Origin of the sequence: Aquisphaera insulae, assembly GCF_011064615.1 — a bacterium.
Taxonomy (GTDB): Bacteria; Planctomycetota; Planctomycetia; order Isosphaerales; family Isosphaeraceae; genus Aquisphaera; species Aquisphaera insulae.
The window spans coordinates 39,101-57,864 of record NZ_JAALJH010000021.1; the positions used below are offsets into that span (position 1 = coordinate 39,101).

Consider the following 18,764-nt stretch of genomic DNA (forward strand, 5'->3'; position numbering starts at 1 on the left):
ACCTCGAACGCTCCCTCTCGGGTCAGACGAGATGGACCGTTTCGGCGTTTAGTCCTCAGCCTCCAGGGTTCGTCAATTCTCCAGAAGACGGCGAGAACTTCATCCACGGAGATGTCGATGGTGAGCCGTCCGGGTCGGATCACGCGAACCGAATCGATGCGGGGCACGTCGATCTCGAGGATGGCCTGATAGGCAAATGAGGAGCGCGGCCAGGGCCTGGTTCTGGGTGCTCGCCGCCACGTGCTCGTAAACGGCCAGGTGTGTGAGGAAGGCCGCCACCTCGCCGGACCCCATTTCTCGGGGATGCCGCTTGCCATGAAAGAGGAAGAAGCAGTGGATCCAGCCGAGATACACCTCCTCGGTGCGGATGGGGTCGTGGCGGTTCCGCATTCGATTCCTCACCTGATCGAGGAGGTTCGGGGGATTCGGCGGTGCTGCATCGATGTGGGAGCCGATCCTTGACGTTGTGGTGGGATCGGGACGTGCCACCTTGTCCCGTGCCACGGAGCACGTCATATTGAAGTCGACAAGTTTGACTTGACTTGTACAAAGAGCCAGAAGGCGTGTCGAGACGCTGGAATCCCGTTCCGAACAACTCGCCCGCCCGACTTGTGCAGAATCGGCGGCCATGTTACGTGGAATTGGGATTCCGTCGAACCACTGTTCGGAGGTCGAGGAGGCGAGCCTTGTTTAATGACCGCGAGCCTCGACGGTGTGCACCGGCAGCCTTTCGCCTCATCGCCCTTATATTAGCCGTCGTTTGTGCGTGGACTTCGCTCGGCTCCCTGGTGGTCTGTCTCTTCACGCTGCCGGAGGCGTGGTTCATGGTCCTCTTGTGGGCGGCCTTAGCGGGTCTCCTCGGGTCATTCGCCGTTCGTGGGCGACTCTTGTCATGACGAAGGGTGTCGGCGTGAGGCCGGCCGAACCTCGCGCTTCCGCGGCCCCGGCCCGCCGAGGCGCTTGCTCGTCAATCGTGACTTTCCCTCGGCGGTCCGGTCCCCTGAGTGATGTCGTTAGGCGGCGGAGACGGAGTCGCTGCGATGTCCTACGAGCGAACTTCCCTCGCCGTGCGCGACACCCTCTGCCGCGTCTTCGCCGAGGTCGACGCATGGTTCGACCGCGACGAGGCGATGCGGGCTTTCCGGCCCTCCTCCGGAGGCTGGTCGGTCGATCAAGTGCTGGAGCACGTCACGCTGACAAATCGCTTTCTCATGCTCACGCTCCGCAAGTACGCCGCCATCGCCGAGCGACGTGCCCTGCGCGGCGACCCGATTCCCGCCCCCGAGAGCGACCTGGAACGGCTGGAAGTTATCGGCGAGCGCGGCAGCTTCGGCTGGCCCCGCCCCGAACACATGGAGCCGACCGGCGTGCCGTCATCCGGCGAGGTCCGCGCCACCTTGAATCGGCAACTCGACGAATGCCTCATCCTGCTGGAGCGGCGGGGCGGCGGGGTCGGAGCGATGTGCCGCGTCACCATGACGGTCAATGACCTCGGCAAAATAGACATGTACCAGTGGCTCTACTTTCTGGCCCAGCACGCGCGGCGGCACTTGCAGCAGATGTCCGCCGTCGAAGCCGAGTACCTGGCAGGTAGAGCGCACACTTGAGTGTTGACAAACAAGTGGTTCCGGCAAGCCGCCTCTGAAATGTCCGGGATTCTGAGGGTGGAAGAGGCGATCGAGACGCATCGGGCGGAGCTGCCCCGATTCGATGGCGAAGGAGCATTGGCATGGTCTCCCGAAAAGCCTCCTTGGTCCTTGCGTTCGCCCTGATCGGACTGGCCGTGACGGCGCCCGCCGCGGAGCCCACCGCGGCCGAGAAGGAGCGTGCAAGGCGCTGGACTGACGAATGGCTCACCTCCAACGCGAGGCGACTCCCGTTCTCCTTCCGGTTCGGCGGGCGGAACTCTCGGGACGTCCTTGCGGGCTGGACGGTCGCGGCCTCCGACCATGAGTTCGCGCCGGGGCGGACGGAACGGACCATCACCTTCACCGATCCCGCCTCGTCGACCGCGATTCGATGCGTCGCGACGATCCGGCGCGAGTGGCCGGCCGTCGATTGGGTGCTCTGGATCAGGAACGGCGGGGCGATCCCGACACCGATCATCGAAGAGGTCCGCGCACTCGATCTCGTGGCCGGAGCCGCGGCCGGCGGAAATCCAACGCTCCATTACGCTCGCGGCAGCCACGCGCTGATCACGGATTTCGAGCCCCTGGAGCGGAGCATCGCCCGGGGCGAGGAGATCAACCTCGCGTCGTTCGGCGGCCGGTCCTCGGATGGGATCCTGCCGTTCTTCAACCTCGCGAACCCCGCAGGCGGCGGCATGATGATCGACGTCGGCTGGACCGGCCAGTGGAGGGCGAGCTTCGATCGGAAGGACACCGAGGGAGTTCGAATCCGGGCCGGGATGGAGTCGTTCCACGCGAGCTTGCTGCCGGGCGAGGAGATCCGCACACCGTCGATCCGGCTCCTGTTCTGGGACGGGCCGGACCGGCTCCGGGGACAGAACCTGCACCGGCGGATGATCCTGGAATGCGACACGCCGCGAGTCGACGGCCGGGTCGTCGCCCCCCCGATCTGCGCCTCGCCGCACGCGGCGATCGGCTTCGAGAAGACGACCGAGGCGAACCTGCGTGACCACATCCGCAAGATCGCGGCCCACCGGATCCCGTTCGACTTCTTCTGGATCGACGCCGGCTGGTACACCTGCGGCGACAACTGGGCCCGGTATGTCGGCAACGTCGACCCCGACCCAACCCGCTTCCCACGCGGCCTGCGGCCCGTCGCCGACGAGGCAAAGGCCGCGGGGATGAAGTTCCTGCTCTGGTTCGAGCCCGAGCGCGTGATGCCCGGCACCTGGCTGGCCACCCATCACCCGGACTGGCTGATTGCCCCGCCCGAGGGACTCCCCGAGGAGATTCGCTACGAGCGAAACGACGGATTCCACCTGCTGGACCTGGGAAATCCCGCGGCCCTGGAATGGCTGAAACAGAAGCTCTCCGGCGACATCGCGGCGGCGGACATTTCGTGCTTTCGCATGGATTTCAACATGTATCCGCTCCATTACTGGCAGGCTGGCGAACCGGCCGACCGCCGGGGGATCCGGGAGGTCCGCCACGTCATGGGGCTCTATTCGTTGTTCGACGCGCTCCGAGCGGAGCATCCCGGCCTCCTCCTCGACAATTGCGCCAGCGGCGGCCGGCGGATCGATCTCGAGATGCTCCGCCGTTCGCTGGTGCTCTTCCGGAGCGATTACGTCTGGGATCCCGTCGGCCTGCAGTGCCAGATGCACGGCCTGGCCCGGTGGATCCCGATCACCGGCGTCGGCGCCGCCAGCCTGGACGTCTACAGCACCCGAAGCGGCCTGGGAAGCCATTACACGCTGGCGGCCGACTACGGTTCGGAGGATCCGGAGACCTGGAAGTCCATCGCTCGGACGGTGGACGAGTCCCGATCGCTCCGCCCGATTTACTCGGGCGACTTCTATCCCCTCAGTAGGTGGAGCATCAAGGACGACGACTGGATCGCCTGGCAGTTCGACAGGCCCGACCTGGGCGAGGGGCTGGTCCAGGCATTCCGCCGGCCGAAGTCGGATCTGGACGCGAAGCGCTATCGACTGCTCGGACTCGACCCCGGGGCGCGGTATGTGTTCACGAACCTCGACGATCCGACCTCGGCGACGCATCTCGGCCGCGACCTCATGGAGAGCGGCCTGAGTGTCCGGATCTCGACGAAACCGGGAGCCGTGGTCCTGCGCTACCGCAAGGGTCCGCGGTGAGCGAGCGGGGTTTCACCGCTTTGTGGCCAGGTCCCGACGTAGCAGCTCGAAGAGCGTATAGGGGTCGACGAAGACGATGTCGGGCCGTACTTTCCTGACGGCATCGATGAGTTGCTTGTGAGAGGTCGGCGACCAGAGGATCGTCCGGAAGATGCCGAACTGGGGTCCGGGCTGATCGGTGGGGAACGAGTCGGCCACCTGTCGAACGCCCTCGACCGGGTTGGCCAGGTCCGGGCCCATCCGCAGGAAAGGGACGCCGTCCGCCAGGGATTTCGGCGGCAGTTTCTGCCCGACCACCCCGGACTTCGAGAATCGAGCATAGGCCGACCGGACCTCGGACGACATCGCCGGGCCATCGCCGTCGATCACGAAGCCGGTGATCCGCAGGTCCCACCGGCGATAGCCCTCGGCACAGAGTCGCTCCCAGGCCGCCAGGTCGGAGGGCAGGTTGCTCCACCTGCGGGGCGGCACGAGATGGCCCGGATTCAGGTAGCCATATCCCGAGTCCCCCGCGATGAAGAAATCGTTCGGGGTCGCCGTCGCGCGGGCGTGGATCAGGCCGACGGGGAACCGCCTGGCGAGCGAGGGGTTGAACGCCCAGCCCAGCGGGATCTCTCCGCGCGCCGGGTCGTCCCAGATCTCGGGCATCCTCTGATAGAGCCACGCGGCCGCGTCGTAGTCTCCGACGTAGAATGCGGCGTATTGGTGCGCCACGACCTTGCCGTCCGCCTCGAGGTAGCCCCGCCCCCGCAGGGTCGCCTCGGTCGGGAGGTTGCGCTGGGGATACCGATCGGCGAGCGGGGCGTGGCTGAAGACCGAGGCATTGGCCATCGCGTGCAGGCCGGGGGCATCGGCGTCCATGAAAGCACCGAAGCAGGAGAGGATATCCGCATATCGCCACTCGGTCGGGACGCCTTCATGCTTCCCTCCGGTGAAATTCGTATATTTCTGATCCCAGGGCGTGAATCCGCCGACATGAATCGGCCTGCCCTTCGCGGCCGCGTGGGCCGCCCCAAGCATCGCGCGCAGGGTCCCGGCGTCCGTGCCCGGCTTCTGCCGGGGATCGTCGTTGGGGGCCTCGTCATCCCACGGGCCCAGGTCGAAGAAGAACCCGCGCCGGGCGATGTAGTAATCGTGGTTCGACAGGAGCGTGTTCACGGGCGCGGCCTTCGCCTTGCCTTCGAGCCACCAGGCGTCGGGATAATAGGCAAGCAGCGTGGGATCGCAACGGCCCGTCTTGAGATAGCGGTCGACGGCCCAGAGCGTCGCGTCGCACTTGGCGCTGCCGGTCCGCTCGCCGGTGAACATGGGCGAGCCGTCGTCCTTGAGCAGCCTGAGCTTGACGGGGAGCCGCGGACCGGAGGACTGTTGCACCAGGCGATCATAGAGTGATCCGGGGCTGGGATCGAACCGGACGGGGAGCAGATCCTCGACGCCCGCGACCGTGGACGCGACCAGCGCCGTCGCCGGCACGCGCTCATCCCAGACCACGACCCCCTTGATCACGTCCCGATGCCGTTTGACCAGCTCGATGAGATCGTGCCGCTCGCGCACCGCGGACTCGTGAAGCCACTGGCCCCGCTTCCTCAGCAGGTCCAGCCAGTAATGATCGATCCGGCCTCCCTGGCCCACGAGGAAGACATAGAGCCGGGGAGCGTCGCGATTCACGAGTCCTTGAAGCGCGCTCAGGGCGTGCAACTGGTCCCAGAAGGCGCGCCGCTCCTCGAGCTTCTGGGCGTCGAATTTCAGCAGGGGCGTGGCGTCGAAGACCTCGATCACACGAGGGGGCGGCGCCGTCCCGGCCGGCGGCGAGAGTTGCACGAGAAGGAGGAAGCCGGTCAGCAGGAGGAGGGGGGCTCGCCTCATGGGAAGACTCACTTCGTCGATATCGTTCCGGTCTGGGTGTCGTCATCGACTCCATGGGTCGACCCTAACACGTCCCGCCCGCCCGTGCCACGGGGGATCAAACATGGAGACGCGATGATGCAATGGTGTGAGGCGATGTTCCGGGATCGCGAGGGCGTCGCCTCAGGGCTTCCTCTTCGCAAGTGCCTTCAACGAATCCAGGAGCTTCGTCCCGACCGGGCTCCCCCAGCCCGTGGTCATGTCCCAGCCCACCCTCGCGTCGTAGCCGAGATAGGTCGGGATCTGGTGACCTTCCAGGTCGATGTGGCTGGAGACGTTGTTGCCGGCGGTGACGTCATGGGTGGAGCCGGTGCCCCGCAGGTCGCCATACAGGAGGGTGTTGTAGAAGCCGACGTTGCGGCCCAGGAGCTGGTTGATCCGGGCGGCGAGGCCGGCCCAGGCGGGGGCCCCCGCGCTCGTGCCGCCGTCGTAGAGGAAGCGGCCGCGGGCATAGATCAGGAGGCCGGTGTGCGGGTCGGCGATCGAGGCCACGTCCGGATCGGCACGCCCGGTCGCGTGGCCGGGGTTCGCGGACCTGGGGTCGTGGCCCTGGTCGACATGCTTCTGATAGTCGGGCACCCCGAAGTGCGCGCTCACCCCGCCCCCCGTCGATCCCTTGTCGCCGATCAGATAGCCATTCTCGATCGTGTACGTGTTCCAGACGGCCTCGTCGTCGATCGGCGCCCCGCGGTCGATCGACGTCCCTCCCACGGAGGTGACCCAGGGGCTGACCGACGGAAACTCGAGGTGAGCCAGGCCGTCGGCGATGCCCCGCGAGGATCCGTAGTCGCCGGCCGACGTGAAGACCGACACGCCCATCACGGCCGCCTCGAGGAAGGCCCGAGACGCGACGTCCAGGTACATCGATGAAAGGTAGGCTTCCGGGATCGAGTCGCTGATCGAAAGCACGTCGAGCTGGTGGTCGTCGTCGTGCACCGCGTTCTGGATCGACTGGAAGAAGTCCCCCGAGCCGCCCCCCGCGGCATACACGACCAGAGTGGCACCCGGCGCCAGGGCCCCGACGGTCTCGACGTCAAGATAGAGCTCGTTGTCACCGGCCGGCGTCCCCTGACCGACGGTGAGGATCGTCGGCGCGGTGATCCCCTGGGAGGTGAAGAAGGTCGCGAAGTCGCTCCTCGCCGCGTCGTCGACCACGCCGGCAACCTCGATGATCCCGATCGTCTGCCCCGCGCCGGTCGCCTCCGGATACGCGTACCGGGCCTCGAGCTCCGACGGCGTGTATCCGTGTTCGCTCCCCTCGATATCATCTCCCGAGCCGGGGCCACCCGGTGCCGACGACGTGAGCCCCGCGGTCCGCACGCTGAAGACCCCCTGGATCGTGTCGTGGAGTGCGATCGGGACGCCGATTTCTCCCTTGTAGACCCAGGGGCCGTTGACGGAGTCTCCCCCCTTGTAGAGGGTCGTGCCGAAGGCGTTCTCCAGGTTGCTGACCATGCCGGAGACCCGAATCAGCCTCGTCGCCAGGTCCACCGAATCGACCTGGAGCCCCTGCCCTTGGACCCAGTGCGTCACCGCGGCCACGTCCGAGGGATCGGCCCCGTACTTCGTCGCGAACGCGGCACGACTGAGGAAGTCGCGATCCGCGAGCGACTGGTAGGCCAGCGATTCGAGCGACGGAAGGCTCGCCGAATCGGGCCGGGGCCGGACGACGATTAGCGCGTCCGCCGTGTCCTCGGCGCGGAGCCGTTGGAGGTTGTCCGAATCGTGGACAGTCGGCAAGGCGCTGCCGGCGATGGGCTTCGTGGCGGTCGCATCCGCCTTGATGAGCCGGAGAACATGGCCCAGGTGGGTGTAGTACCAGTCATTGAGCGACCCCGGAGCCCCGAATGGTCGGATCTGCACCCCTTCGGGCACCACATGCCCGTTCGAGTCCACATGGCTGGGTGTGATCCCGGTCGAGTCGATGATCAGGTTCTGGTCGACGCCGTTGGTATCCTTGCCGTAGGCCCCCAGCCAGGTGATGGCGTGGGTCGCCTGTTCCGGGTGGGAGTCATCGCCGTCGATGATCAGGATGTCGCCCGGGAGGAGCTGGGAGACCAGGTCGGCGTAGCTCGACCAGTGTTGGATGGTCTGGATCGCGACCCGATCCGCGAGCGTCGCGGGGATGACGGTCCCGTTGGGGTTGGACGCGCTGATGGCGGCCTGCTGACCCGTGTCGCTGTTGATGGAAACGCCCAGGGCGTCCGCGTAGGCCCAGGCGGTGAAGTTGGTGCAGTCCACCCCCTGGCTCTGCTCGCTCACCGTCGAGGTCGCATTCCAGGTCGAGCCCTGCTGGGGTATCCAGGTGGGATCGTGATGATGCTGATAGTCGACGCCGAGCACGCTCATGTACGCGGCGATCACGCGCTGGCGGAGCCAGTCATTGGACGCCCCCGCGGGTACGGTCGGCGGATCGTTCGTCGACCGGGCCGGTCCCCATCCGCTCGTGTCCGGCGCGACGATGGTCCGATTCCAGAGGCCGGCATCGAAGCCCGCCGGTGCCCCGCTGAGGTCGATGCGATACGGCGAGGTATAGCTGATCGAGGGGTAGTCGATGAGGTTGACCCCGGCCGCGGCCCCGCCTCCCGACGCCGCATCCTTGTTGGACTGAAGGGGTGTGAACGCCGCCGATCCGTCCGACAGCGGTTCGACGTAGGTATCGGCCTTGCTGGGCAGGAGGTCCGCGCCCAGGCCCTGCACGATGAAGGAGGCCGCAGAACCGGTCGAGGCGAAGAGGATCGTCGGGGTGACCGGTCCGTTGCTGTAGGGGAACGGGGTGTCCAGCCCTTTCAGGGTGCTCCTCTGGTACACGTAGCCCGCACCGAGCGGGACGAGATCCCCGCCCCCGATCGTCGCGGCCGGCTGGAAGACTCTCTCGTGCGGGTCCCCCCAGCTCTGGATGGCGGCACGAGATTGGTTGCGGCCCACGCGGCCCGTCTCCACAATGGCCCCCGGCGCGTTCGTCGATTCCACGATCGTCAGCCGGGCCGTCCCCGCGCGGGCCTTCAGCGGCTGTGTCGGCCGGAGCCACTGGGCGACCGAGGTGTCATAGACCGACACCTGTCCGTTGGCCTGCGAGGCGACCGCGAGGTCGTCCCGGCCGTCGCCCGTCACGTCACCGACGGCGAGGCTCACGCCGGCCCGTCTGGCGACGGGGGGCGAGGCGAAAGTCTGGTCAAGGGTCCAGCCCGAGCCGCCGAGCGAGAACGCGGCCAGCGGCCGCCATCCGCCCGCCGTGCCAGCGGCCGCGACGACCAGCTCATCGCGACCGTCCGCATCGAGATTCCCGGCCGCGATGCTCAGCCCGGTCGCCCCTCGAAAACCGGGCAGGAACGCCGGCGCGACGATGCACGTGGCCGTGACGCTCGCGTTCACGGGCGACGATCCGTCCACCCGGAAGGAGTAGACGGCCACCTTCCCGGTCCGGGCGGACGCGACGGCCAGCTCCGAGACGCCGTCGCCGTTCAGGTCCGCCATCGCGATCCGCAGGTCCCCGCTCGACCGGGCCAGCGGATTGTTCCCGCTGGTGCCGCCCGGCGAATAGAGAGGGTTCTCGATGGTGGCGAGGATCTTCGGGGCGAAGCCCGTCGACGTCTTCGCGGCCTGGCCCCACCCGCTGTAGATCGTGACGAGAGATTTCGAGCCCACCCGCGAGGCGACGGCCAAGTCCGCGACCCGGTCGCCGTTCACGTCCCCGATCGCCAGGGCATCGACGCCGGAGCTCCCCGTCAGGCCCGCCGATGCAGACATGCAAAGCCGTATCTCCAGCTCGTCCAGGGCCAGACGGAACCTTCGACGAGTCGCTCTGTTCCGAAGTGGGTTGAGGCTGGGCCTGAGAGACTTCATCGAGATTCCTCCTCCGGGGATGAGCGTCGGGCCATGTCAGCAGCCTAGAACACGCTCGATCGCTAGGAGGTCTCCTCGCCGCGAACCGTCGGATCAAACCCGTCGGACTTCAGGAAAAATTTACAAAACGGCGAGTTCGCCTCGGAATTTCGGGAGGAAATGGTATGACCAGTCCGTATGGCCAGGGATAGGTATCCCCGGCCGGCTGATCCTGTTCCGAGGCCACCCCGCATGATCGGTGATGTGCGACGGATTCGAGGACGAAGGCTCGGGATCACCGTGTCGCTGGTCGGTCTGTTGTTCGGGCAGGCGGGATGCGCGGGGATCCGGGAGACGTCGTTCCGCTGGCCGTCGCGGGAACGCCCGGCCGAGCTCCCCGCGGCCTCGCCGCAGGCAGGGCCTGCCGCGTCCCAGCCGTCCGCCACGGCCCAGGATCGCCTCCCCCGCGTCGCGTTGCCGGACGTCGAGCAGATGATCGATGAGCTCGACCGGATGATGACCTCGAACGGGACGATCGGCGTGAAGTCGCCGGACGTCTGGGGCCAGGATCGGCTGTCCAAGTTCCGGTTCGAGTACGAGACCCAGATGTCGGAATGGGTCAAGTCCAGCTTCAAGGGGGACATGAACGCACAGTTGCGCCGGGGAGAGTCCGAGGCGCGGAGGCTCTCGGTGGCCGGGGCGTTTCAGCCCGGCACCAAGACCGCCGCTGGCGGCTCGACCACCCAGACGGCCGCGGCGACGGCCACCACGGCGTCGATCTCCGCCGAGGCCCCGACGATGCCGAACCTGTCCGGCGACAAGCTCCCGGTCTCGCTCGAGCCGACGGTGGTCCTCGACGAGCATTCCAACTACCTGAATCACCTCAACCAGTTGCGCCGGATCAATGCGGGTGACGACCTCACCGACCGGCCGGGGTATGGGCTGTACCTGGTCCGGATCCCGGTCACGCTCTCACCCGGACCGAAGAGTCGACGCGGCCGGGGAGCGATCATCACCGTCTCCGCCAAGTCCCTGATGACGCGCGAGACCATGCGGAACACCCTCCGCAACGCGGTGATCAACGAGACGGTGAACAACCTCAGCCAGGCGATCGCCAGCAAGGCCGACCCGGAGAAGGGGGCCTCGTTCTCCTCCGCGGGGTCGTTCTCGCTGCTCGCGTATGCGGACACCGAGGTCTACTACGGGAGTCGAAACATCGCGCTCCTGCTCCAGGAGGCGGAGCACCTGCTGGCCCGCGACTTCGCCGACGAGCCCCATCATCGCGACGCCCGGATCGCGGAGTGGCTCCGGAGCGAGCTCGAGTCGTCCTATCACCTCTTCGAGGAATCGGCGGGCCCGGCCCGGTCGGGCCAGCGGATGGCCGCCGTGGATCCGCTCGAGGAGCTCGGCGAGCTGCTCGTGCACCGAGACTACCCGAAGGTGGCCGCCTTCCAGTCGAGGGTGATGAGGGACGGGATGGTGCGGCTTGCGAACGGCGACGGCGGCGTCGCCAATCCCGAGGACGCCCCCACCCTGCGGAAGCCCGTCACCGAGTTCCTCGGCTTCGCGCTCCGGATCCAGGCGGCGGCCGTCAATCGCCGGCTCAAGAAGGACATGCTGGAGCAGGATCCGAACCTTATGAAGCAGGTGAACCTGAAGGACACCAGCTTCTTCGACCCCCAGGCGCCGCAGGAAGTCATCCGGCTCTTCGAGAAGTACGTCGATGCGAAGTGGCCCCTACGGGTCTACGCGATCGAGCCCGTGATCGCCCAGCAGAACGTCGCGGACGCATTCGGCCGTCGTAGCCAGTCCAGCTTCGAGCTCGCCGGGGCCGGACCCGTCGGCCCCCTCCGGGCGCTCGGCGGCGTGGCGTCGGCGGGCTTCGCCTCCGACAAGAAGGTCGCCGAGGACGAGACTGCCATCCGCCTGAATCCCACCATGGTCGGCTTCGGCGCCGGCGAGAACACGTTCGGCTGGGTCTTCTATCCGCGGATCCAGACGATGGCCAGGGGGCGAGGCCTCTTCACCTCGATCGCCCTGCTCGCCCGCGGGGATTTCCCCGATGGCTCGGGGAAGGAACAGAGCATCGAGCCGGGCCAGCGCGAGTGCACGGCGCTCATCGTCATGCCCAACTTCGTGCCCAAGCTCGAGTTCGTCACGGTCGCCAACTGGTTCAAGACGAGTGAGACCAGCGACGGCCAGAAGTCCGATCTCGAGAAGTCGTCGACGCTCGCACGCAGGCTCGTGGTCGCGGAGAACGCACTCCAGCGGGCCAAGGTCGAGGGGCAGTATCGTCCCGAGGAATTCCAGATCGCCATGGAGCGGATCAACCAGCTCAAGAGCCTCATGCCCACCCAGCGTCTCGTCGTGAACGTGCCCTTCACCGGCGACCTCAACGACTCCCGGATCTTCTGTTCGGAAGGGGGCCAGCTCCGGCCGATGCTCGTCGCCTGGCACGGGCGGCCCCCGGAGCAGGGCGAGGAATCGACCATCCTGATCGAGGGCAAGAACTTCAGCGTCCACGACACCCACATCATCGCCGGCGGCAAGCCCGCCAAGTCGATCCTGGTCAGCCGCAACGTGCTCGAGGTCACGATCACCCCGGAAGCCTGCCCGATCCGCAGCGACGAAAACCGTGAGTTGCTCCTCGACATCACGGCCGCCACGCCCAACGGTGTCTCCAATCACCTCCTCCTCCCCATGCAACCCGCTCGCGCCGATCGCAAGAAGCCCGGGAGCGATGCTCCCGCGGAGAAGGTCGCGAAAGACGACGGTAAAGCCGCAGAGAAGTTGACGAAGGACGATGGCAAGGGCGGCAGCCCTCCCGCCATTCCCCCCCTGATTCCCGCGAAATCGGTGGACCCGATCGTCAAGCCGTCGGCCGCTGAGGATACCGGGGAACCGAAGAAGAAGTGAGTGGGGTCCTCGGGAGATCGGAACTCCCTCAGGCCTTCAAGGCGCGACCCTGGCGTGGTTACCGTGTGTTCAGGGCCGCCTCGACCGCTACACCCCAGCGCTTGTGGGCCTGATGGACCAACCCGAGGCGGGTAGAGTTCGGCCGAATTCGTACGACGGCGTCGAGGAATGCGCCCAGCCGCCAGGAGCGATCCACGAGTTCGACGGGCGCCACGAGCGTGTGTTCGGCGTCGAGAGCCAGGGCCCCAGAGAACACGTCCGCGTCGAGGTCGGCCAGGGGCAAGTCGATGTGCGCCTGGATAATTCCGGCCAGTTCCCGCCTGCCTGCGTCATCGGCGAATTCCTCGAGGAGGCAGTAACGGACTGGGTCGCGGAAGTCCAGGTCGGGGCCTCGCAATAGGTCGGGGTCAATGTCTCGGCCGATCTTTAGGCTGACCGTCTGCCACAGATCCTCATGTTTGTAGAGCGAATCGACGACACTAAGGACCGCGCGGGTCGTGAGCTGCTTCCTCTCCGCCTGACTCTCGACGGTCTGGAGAAGGTCCTCGAACAGGTCGCGGGCCCTCCTGAGCTTCTCGATGTGCGCCATTCGGTCGAGGAGCTCACGCCGCAACGGCAACAAGGACGGAGCGAGATGGAAGATGTGAGGGTCGCTCAGATCATAGGCCAGCGTCAGGAGCTGAAGGCGGTGGTTCAAGACGGCGGACCTGGACCGATTCCGGGACCGTTCGTGCCGGTCCAGCAACGCAGTGACGCCGAATTTCATGACGTTATGCAACGTCACCGCAGGCTTCACCAGCAGGAGGCCCATCGCCAGAGGATTCAGCCCGGGAAAGTCCCCTTCGGGGCGGGAGATCATCGGGAGGGGATACACGTAGTAGTCAAGCAGCCGGGAGGCCACTCTCTGGAGCGAGTCGAGGGGCTGACTGAGCAGCACGGCGTCGTAGTAGAACGACTTCGCCGCGGCCTCGAGCTGGCCGCTCGAGATCGGATGGTCGGGCATGGTCCCGTCGCGCAGAAGTAGGGCGGATAGGCGCTCCCACTGGGCGCTGCCGAAGAGTGCTTCGAGCTCCCATTCCAGCGCCGGCGAGGTGGTTGGGCCGCCCAGGCGTGATCGGTCGAGGGCTTCTCGCCGGTCGAGGAATCGAATCGCCTGGCCGAGTTCCCGGTTGCGAACCAGCCGCTGGCCCGTCTTCTTGTAAGCGCTCAGGAAATGCTCGACGGGGAGGAGCACGACGTCCGACGCCGGAACGGACGGCAGGGAGGCGAACCGCATTAGCGCCGCGGCGGCCGGCGGCAAGTCGTCGATGTCGGGTTCGATCGAGGAGTAGGCTTGATTCAGGTCCGCCAGGGCGAGACCCGCACCATCCTCCGGCTGGCGGATCCAGAGGAGCCGGTGGTACATCGCCTCGGCGAGAACGGCCGACGGGCCGGTCCCGAAGTACGGCACGGCCAGGTCGCTGATCTTCCGGGCCTCCCCGGCCGAATCCTCGATCATGAGCTTGAGCATGGACCGACGCAGATCGCGGCGGTGGCGCACGCGGTCGGGGCCGTCGAGAGTTACCAACCACGAGTGGCCGGCCAGCTCGTCGAGGGCGAGGCGGGCCTCGACCTCGGTCATTGAGGGGAGATCAAGGGCCGGTCCGAGGACGTCGCGGATCAGGCCGGGAGTCACGAACCGGAGAATCAGGCCCGGCGCGGCAATCCTGCCGATCAGTCCGGAGCCCAGTCTGGCCAGCACCCTCCGGTAGATGATCCCGGCCGAGAGCTCTCGGCTCCCCGCACGCAGGTCGCGTTCCAGGGAGTCCACCGAGACCCGTCCGTCGATCGCCAGCCTGGCCAGCAGCCGCAACTCCAGCGGGCGCCGAGGCAGCCAGTCGGATCGGGCTAGAGCCTCGGCCAGCCCGGCCGGCACGCCGGACTTGCTCAGGAGTCTTCGGGACGCCCCCACGGGTAGGACATCGAGATGCAGGACGGGGTCGCCGGCCCGGTCCAGGAACGGGGCAAGGGAGTTGTCGAACAGCCGGCCGGAGAAGAGAACCTTCAATGGGATCGGCGCGAGGATGTTGCTGACCGTGTCAATCCAGCTCAGGAGCGCGTTCTGGGAGTCGCTGGAGGAGAGTATCTCCAGAGTGTCGAGCACCATGAGTACCGGTCGGTCCTCGACCCCGGCGTCCTTCAGTGCAACTCGGATCTGAAAAAGGAGGTCGTCCGTCGCCTGAGCATAACCGAGAGATTCGAGGCCCGCGTTACTCTGCTGAGCCGCCCAGTCACGGCCCCGGCGGAGCGTGCGGCGTGCCTCGCGGAGCTGGTCCGCCACCTCCGGATACTGGAGGCCGATTTGCCGGGCCATTTCGGTGCGAAGCCAGACGGTGTCGGCGGCATCGATCCCGGGGCGGTCGAAGTCGAAGACGACGAGGTTGGCCGTCCGGTCGCGATGGACACCTCGGAGGAACCGGGCCAGGAGCGCCGACTTGCCGGCCCCACCCAACCCGCTGAGGACCATGGCGGTCCACCCCGGCGAGGATTTCGGTGCCGCGGTCAGGAAGTCGCGGAGCGTACTCAGCTCGCGCTTGCGTCCCACGAAGGGACCGTCCAGGGTCAGGAATTCCCGGACGAACGCACCGGCGTCCAGCGTCCTCTCGATTTCGGCGGCGTCCGGCGCCGGCAAGCCGGCGGCTGCCAGGTCCTCGGCGATCAACCGGAGGCACCGAAGGTCGTCCGGCGACCGCCGACGCAACGACAGTTTCGGCCCCCGGCTCAGGGCCAGCCGCAGCAGCGTCCCGTAGTCGTCGGTCGCGGGGAGCTGCCGTTGGAGCACCGCTTTCAAGCGACCGGCCTCGGAGAGTCCCCGCAGCGCGGCGGCGCGGACCGCCGGCCTCATGATCCACCTCACCCGCCCGCCCGTCGTCTCGACGGTGAAGTTGCCGACCGCCCGGTTGAGGACGGCCTCGCGGATGGCCGGGGCATCGTCCGCGGCGAAGAGATCCTGCGGCTCGAACCGGCCGGCGACGGCGGCGAGTTCCTCGAACTCCTGGACCCGAGTCTTCACCTGATCCTCGGGCAGCTCAGGGGGTCGGGGTTCCTCGACTTTCGACGGGGCGATCTCCGGGCGCGGCGAGTCGGGGGACGCAGCCCGCCGACTCAGTAGGCGGAGGCGCCGGTCGACCTGGTTCGCCAGTTGGGTCATCAGGGTGTCGTTAGGCACGGAGGTCTCCGGTCAGTCTTCTTGGGACTCGGCGGCATCCAGGTAATCCTTGATCGCCAGGGCCACTCGAACGGCCAGGTTCTGGGCGGCGGTCGGCCGCCTGGCCGGGTCGTTCCAGAGCTCCAGGTAGTCCTGATGCAGGCCCCTTGCGCGGGCGGGGAGGCCGAGCGCGCCAGGATCCAGTCCGACCTGGACGACTCTCTGGCGGAGGTATTGCAGCACGTCACTCCTGGAGATCGCCGAGACGGAATGTATCTTCGCGGCCAGCCGGAGGTCCTCGGCCAGGTTCCCCTCCATCCCATCGAGGAGGAACCGCAACCACGGGTTGGTCAGTGCTTGCTGGTACAGCAGGTAGAGCACTTGAGACGTACCCTCGCCGAACACGCGGCAGGAATTCAGGTCCCTTAGGATCACCCAGGCTAGCCGGCCCTGCCGGGCGGCATCAAGCCTCGCGATGATGGCCGGCACGAGGACATCCTTGTACCAGTTCGAGCGAGTCGAATCCGTCTTCTCCGCGGCCGGGAGGGTCGGCAGCTCCGAACCGGCCCGGCTGCAGAGGTGTCGAGCGAACTCCTCTGCCGACCGGGCCACGTCCACCGGAGCATCGAGGGGGAGCTTGAGGTGGTTGGCGACGGGCAGCACGACCTCAGCGGCACGAGCCCGCCACGTCTTGCCCGAGCCGGGGTATCCCTGGACACTCACGACGCGGGCGCCTCCCGGCAACGCCGCGGCCCACAGGTCGGTCAGGAAGCTCCCGCAGCCGAGGACGAGGTGATTTCGAAATCGTTCATCCGGATAGGCGTCTCCCAGGGTCCAAATCGGGGCCTCGGTCGGGTCCAGGGGCGGTAACTTGTTCGGGTCATCGTTGATCGTCTTGCAGATGGCCATCGTCGGCACCCCTCGGTTGACGGCCCCCCCATTCCCACCCCCGTTCTGCCACACCCCCTGATGCACTCCGAACAGGTTGAAGTCTTGGTCGAGGCACGGCCCGCCGGAAGCACCGTGGTTGGCATTGACCGAATGCAGGAACCGCAGGCGCGGCACGAACTCGCGATCGGCGGCGCCCGCCTCAACGATCTCGTGATCGTGGTATCGCTGCGCGGCGCCGTTCGCGTACTGGAAGATCGTGACACGCGTCCTGGCCCGAGGGACCGGGATCCGGGCATCCATCGGAGCCCAGCTCCGTTCGAGCCCGATCGGCTCGGCGAGCCGGATGATGGCGAAATCCCATTTCCCGTCGAGTTCACCCCGATCCGCCGGCAGCGTGTTCTGGAGCTCAACATCGTGACACGGCCGGAACATCGGGCACCAGTTCCTATGGGGCCGGACTTGCCGGGCAGGGTGATAAGCCAGGCCCTGACTTCGGGGCAGGGCGACGACGTCGAAGTCGATCCATAGACGCCCGGTCGCGTCCTTGATGGGCGCGTACCCGCCGAGATCCCGCCGAAACAGCGTAGCGACCACATGCCAGGCCGTCAGGAACAGGTGCGGGGCGATGAGCAACCCGGTTCCCGTCAGCGCCCCATCCACGACGACACTCCCCGTCCACCGGCTGTTGTTCATCAGGCCGCGGTAGGCCACGGCGGGGTGGAAGAGGCCCTGGGCCGTGTTGACGATCGCCTGGAGCGCGGCATCGTTCGTGGTCGACAGCCGATCCTCGCGGAGCTCGCCGTTCTCGCGGTCGCTCAGGATCAGCTCGACGATCAGGGCATCCAGCCAGCCGTCCTGGCTGGCGCGGGTCACCGCGTCCTGGAACGCCTGGGCGTCGTCGGCCGCCTGGGTGATGGCCGCCAGGAACAGGCGATCCTTCAGGGGGATGTCCGCCTCCCTCTGGGCGCGGAGGATGATGTCGGCGAACTCATCGCGCGAGGCGGTGACGGCCCTGGCGATCTGACTCGGCGTGAGCACGGTGGCGATCCCCTGACCGTCCTACGGGCGATTGGAGAACTCAACATGATACCGGTCGAGGGCGTCCAGGAGTTTCTCGCCCGCCTCGCCCCGGGCGGGCAAGGCCAGTCCGAGGACGTGACCCCAGTTCTCGGCCGGCTCGGTGCTGGTCCCGCCGTAATGGATGGCCAGCAGGCCGAGCGACGTGCCGGCCCTGACGATGGCCGAACCCGAATTGCCGCCCAGCGTCGTCGCGTCGTGGGCCGCCGTCCATGCGGCCGTTGAGCGTCTTGATGCGATCGTCTGGCCGGGGGCCAACCGCTTGTAACCGAACAGCAGGTCGAACAGCCGGTCCAGCAGGGTCGGGGTGTAGAGCCCCGGGTCCGGCCGGTAAGGGTATCCGATCGCATACACGGGCGGTCCTCCTGCGCCGACCCTGACGGGGGCGGCATCCACGCTCATGACGAACCGCGACCCACCGCCGGCCGGGGGAGGCTCCAGCTCGATCACCGCCAGGTCAAGCCTGCCATGATCGGCGTCGTACGGATCCACCGGCTGATCGCCGACGAAAGCGACCTTCTTGAGCTTGCGGCGACCGATCGTTGCATGACCCCGATACTCGTGACCGAAGTCGATGGCCGCGTCTCCGATCGAATTCCCGAGGAGGCCGATCGTTCTCCCGGCCAGCATCTGGACGACGTGGCGGTTGGTCAGGATCAGGTCATCGTGGATCAGCACTCCGGTGCCGGCGTAGCCTCCGATCAACCCCGGGGCGTCGATCCGGCCGATGCAGGTAATCGCCTTCTCCAGGTCGTGCTCGTCGGCGTAAAGAGAATCATCCCACCGGCCGAGCGGGCTGCTCCGCATATCCACGCGTCCGTCCCTGACCAGGAACGACGGCCGGCCGTCGGGCCGGATAATGGCCTCCAGGTCGGCTAGCAGCTCGGGCCGCCGTTCGAACTCGGCGTCCTTGCCGACCAGCCTCAGGGCCCGGTCGCCTCGCTCGACGATCTCGGCAACCAGGCCCTTCTCAACTGGGCCGTCGTCGAGGTACTCCTTGACGATGCGGAGGAGCTCGCACTCGGTCCGACCGACAATCTCTCGGATGACCACCCTGTCGATCGGCCCGTCGTCCACCGGCGCCGGGCCTGGCATCGATTCCAGGTCGGCGAACTCCCCCCGGCCCGCGGGCATCATCGAGCGGAGCCGTCGCAGCCGATCGCTGACGGAGTCGTCTAGCATGGA

The 18,764-nt window shown here is 67.1% G+C and carries 9 protein-coding genes; 3 read left to right on the plus strand and 6 right to left on the minus strand.

The genetic code is table 11. The features are described 5' to 3' along the window. Positions 1 to 99 precede the first annotated feature (99 nt). Positions 100 to 630, minus strand: a complete 531-nt coding sequence (locus tag G6O54_RS38825; RefSeq protein ID WP_369432141.1) for a site-specific integrase — start codon at positions 628 to 630, stop codon at positions 100 to 102. 410 nt (positions 631 to 1,040) lie between these two features. Between G6O54_RS38825 and G6O54_RS13840 the strand changes: the two genes are divergently transcribed. Beyond that, positions 1,041 to 1,607, plus strand: coding sequence for a DinB family protein (locus tag G6O54_RS13840; protein ID WP_165226233.1), 567 nt, complete (start codon positions 1,041 to 1,043; stop codon positions 1,605 to 1,607). Positions 1,608 to 1,729: 122 nt separating this feature from the next. Continuing rightward, entirely contained in the window at positions 1,730 to 3,778 is a 2,049-nt protein-coding gene (locus tag G6O54_RS13845; RefSeq protein WP_165226234.1) for an alpha-galactosidase, read from the plus strand. A gap of 12 nt (positions 3,779 to 3,790) precedes the next feature. Here the strand turns inward: G6O54_RS13845 and G6O54_RS13850 are convergent, their stop codons facing one another. Next, positions 3,791 to 5,644 (minus strand): GxGYxYP domain-containing protein, encoded by a 1,854-nt coding sequence (locus tag G6O54_RS13850; protein ID WP_165226235.1) that lies wholly within the window; start codon positions 5,642 to 5,644, stop codon positions 3,791 to 3,793. A 162-nt stretch (positions 5,645 to 5,806) separates the two neighbouring features. After that, positions 5,807 to 9,433 carry a protease pro-enzyme activation domain-containing protein gene (locus tag G6O54_RS13855; RefSeq protein WP_165226236.1) on the minus strand — a complete coding sequence of 1,209 codons (3,627 nt, stop codon included), beginning with the start codon at positions 9,431 to 9,433 and terminating at the stop codon, positions 5,807 to 5,809. Positions 9,434 to 9,760: 327 nt separating this feature from the next. On the opposite strand from G6O54_RS13855, the gene G6O54_RS13860 reads away from it, so the two are divergent. Beyond that, complete coding sequence (locus G6O54_RS13860) at positions 9,761 to 12,424, plus strand: hypothetical protein (RefSeq protein ID WP_165226237.1); 2,664 nt, start codon at positions 9,761 to 9,763, stop codon at positions 12,422 to 12,424. 58 nt (positions 12,425 to 12,482) lie between these two features. On the opposite strand, the gene G6O54_RS13865 is transcribed toward G6O54_RS13860, so the two are convergent. The 3 genes from G6O54_RS13865 to G6O54_RS13875 form a co-directional block, all read right to left on the minus strand. Next, a complete protein-coding gene (locus G6O54_RS13865) occupies positions 12,483 to 15,476 on the minus strand; it encodes an ATP-binding protein (RefSeq protein ID WP_165226238.1) in 2,994 nt (997 codons plus the stop codon). 168 nt (positions 15,477 to 15,644) lie between these two features. After that, a complete protein-coding gene (locus G6O54_RS13870; protein ID WP_165226239.1) occupies positions 15,645 to 17,540 on the minus strand; it encodes a trypsin-like serine peptidase in 1,896 nt (631 codons plus the stop codon). 21 nt (positions 17,541 to 17,561) lie between these two features. Beyond that, entirely contained in the window at positions 17,562 to 18,761 is a 1,200-nt protein-coding gene (locus tag G6O54_RS13875; protein ID WP_165226240.1) for a trypsin-like serine peptidase, read from the minus strand. Positions 18,762 to 18,764 lie beyond the last annotated feature (3 nt).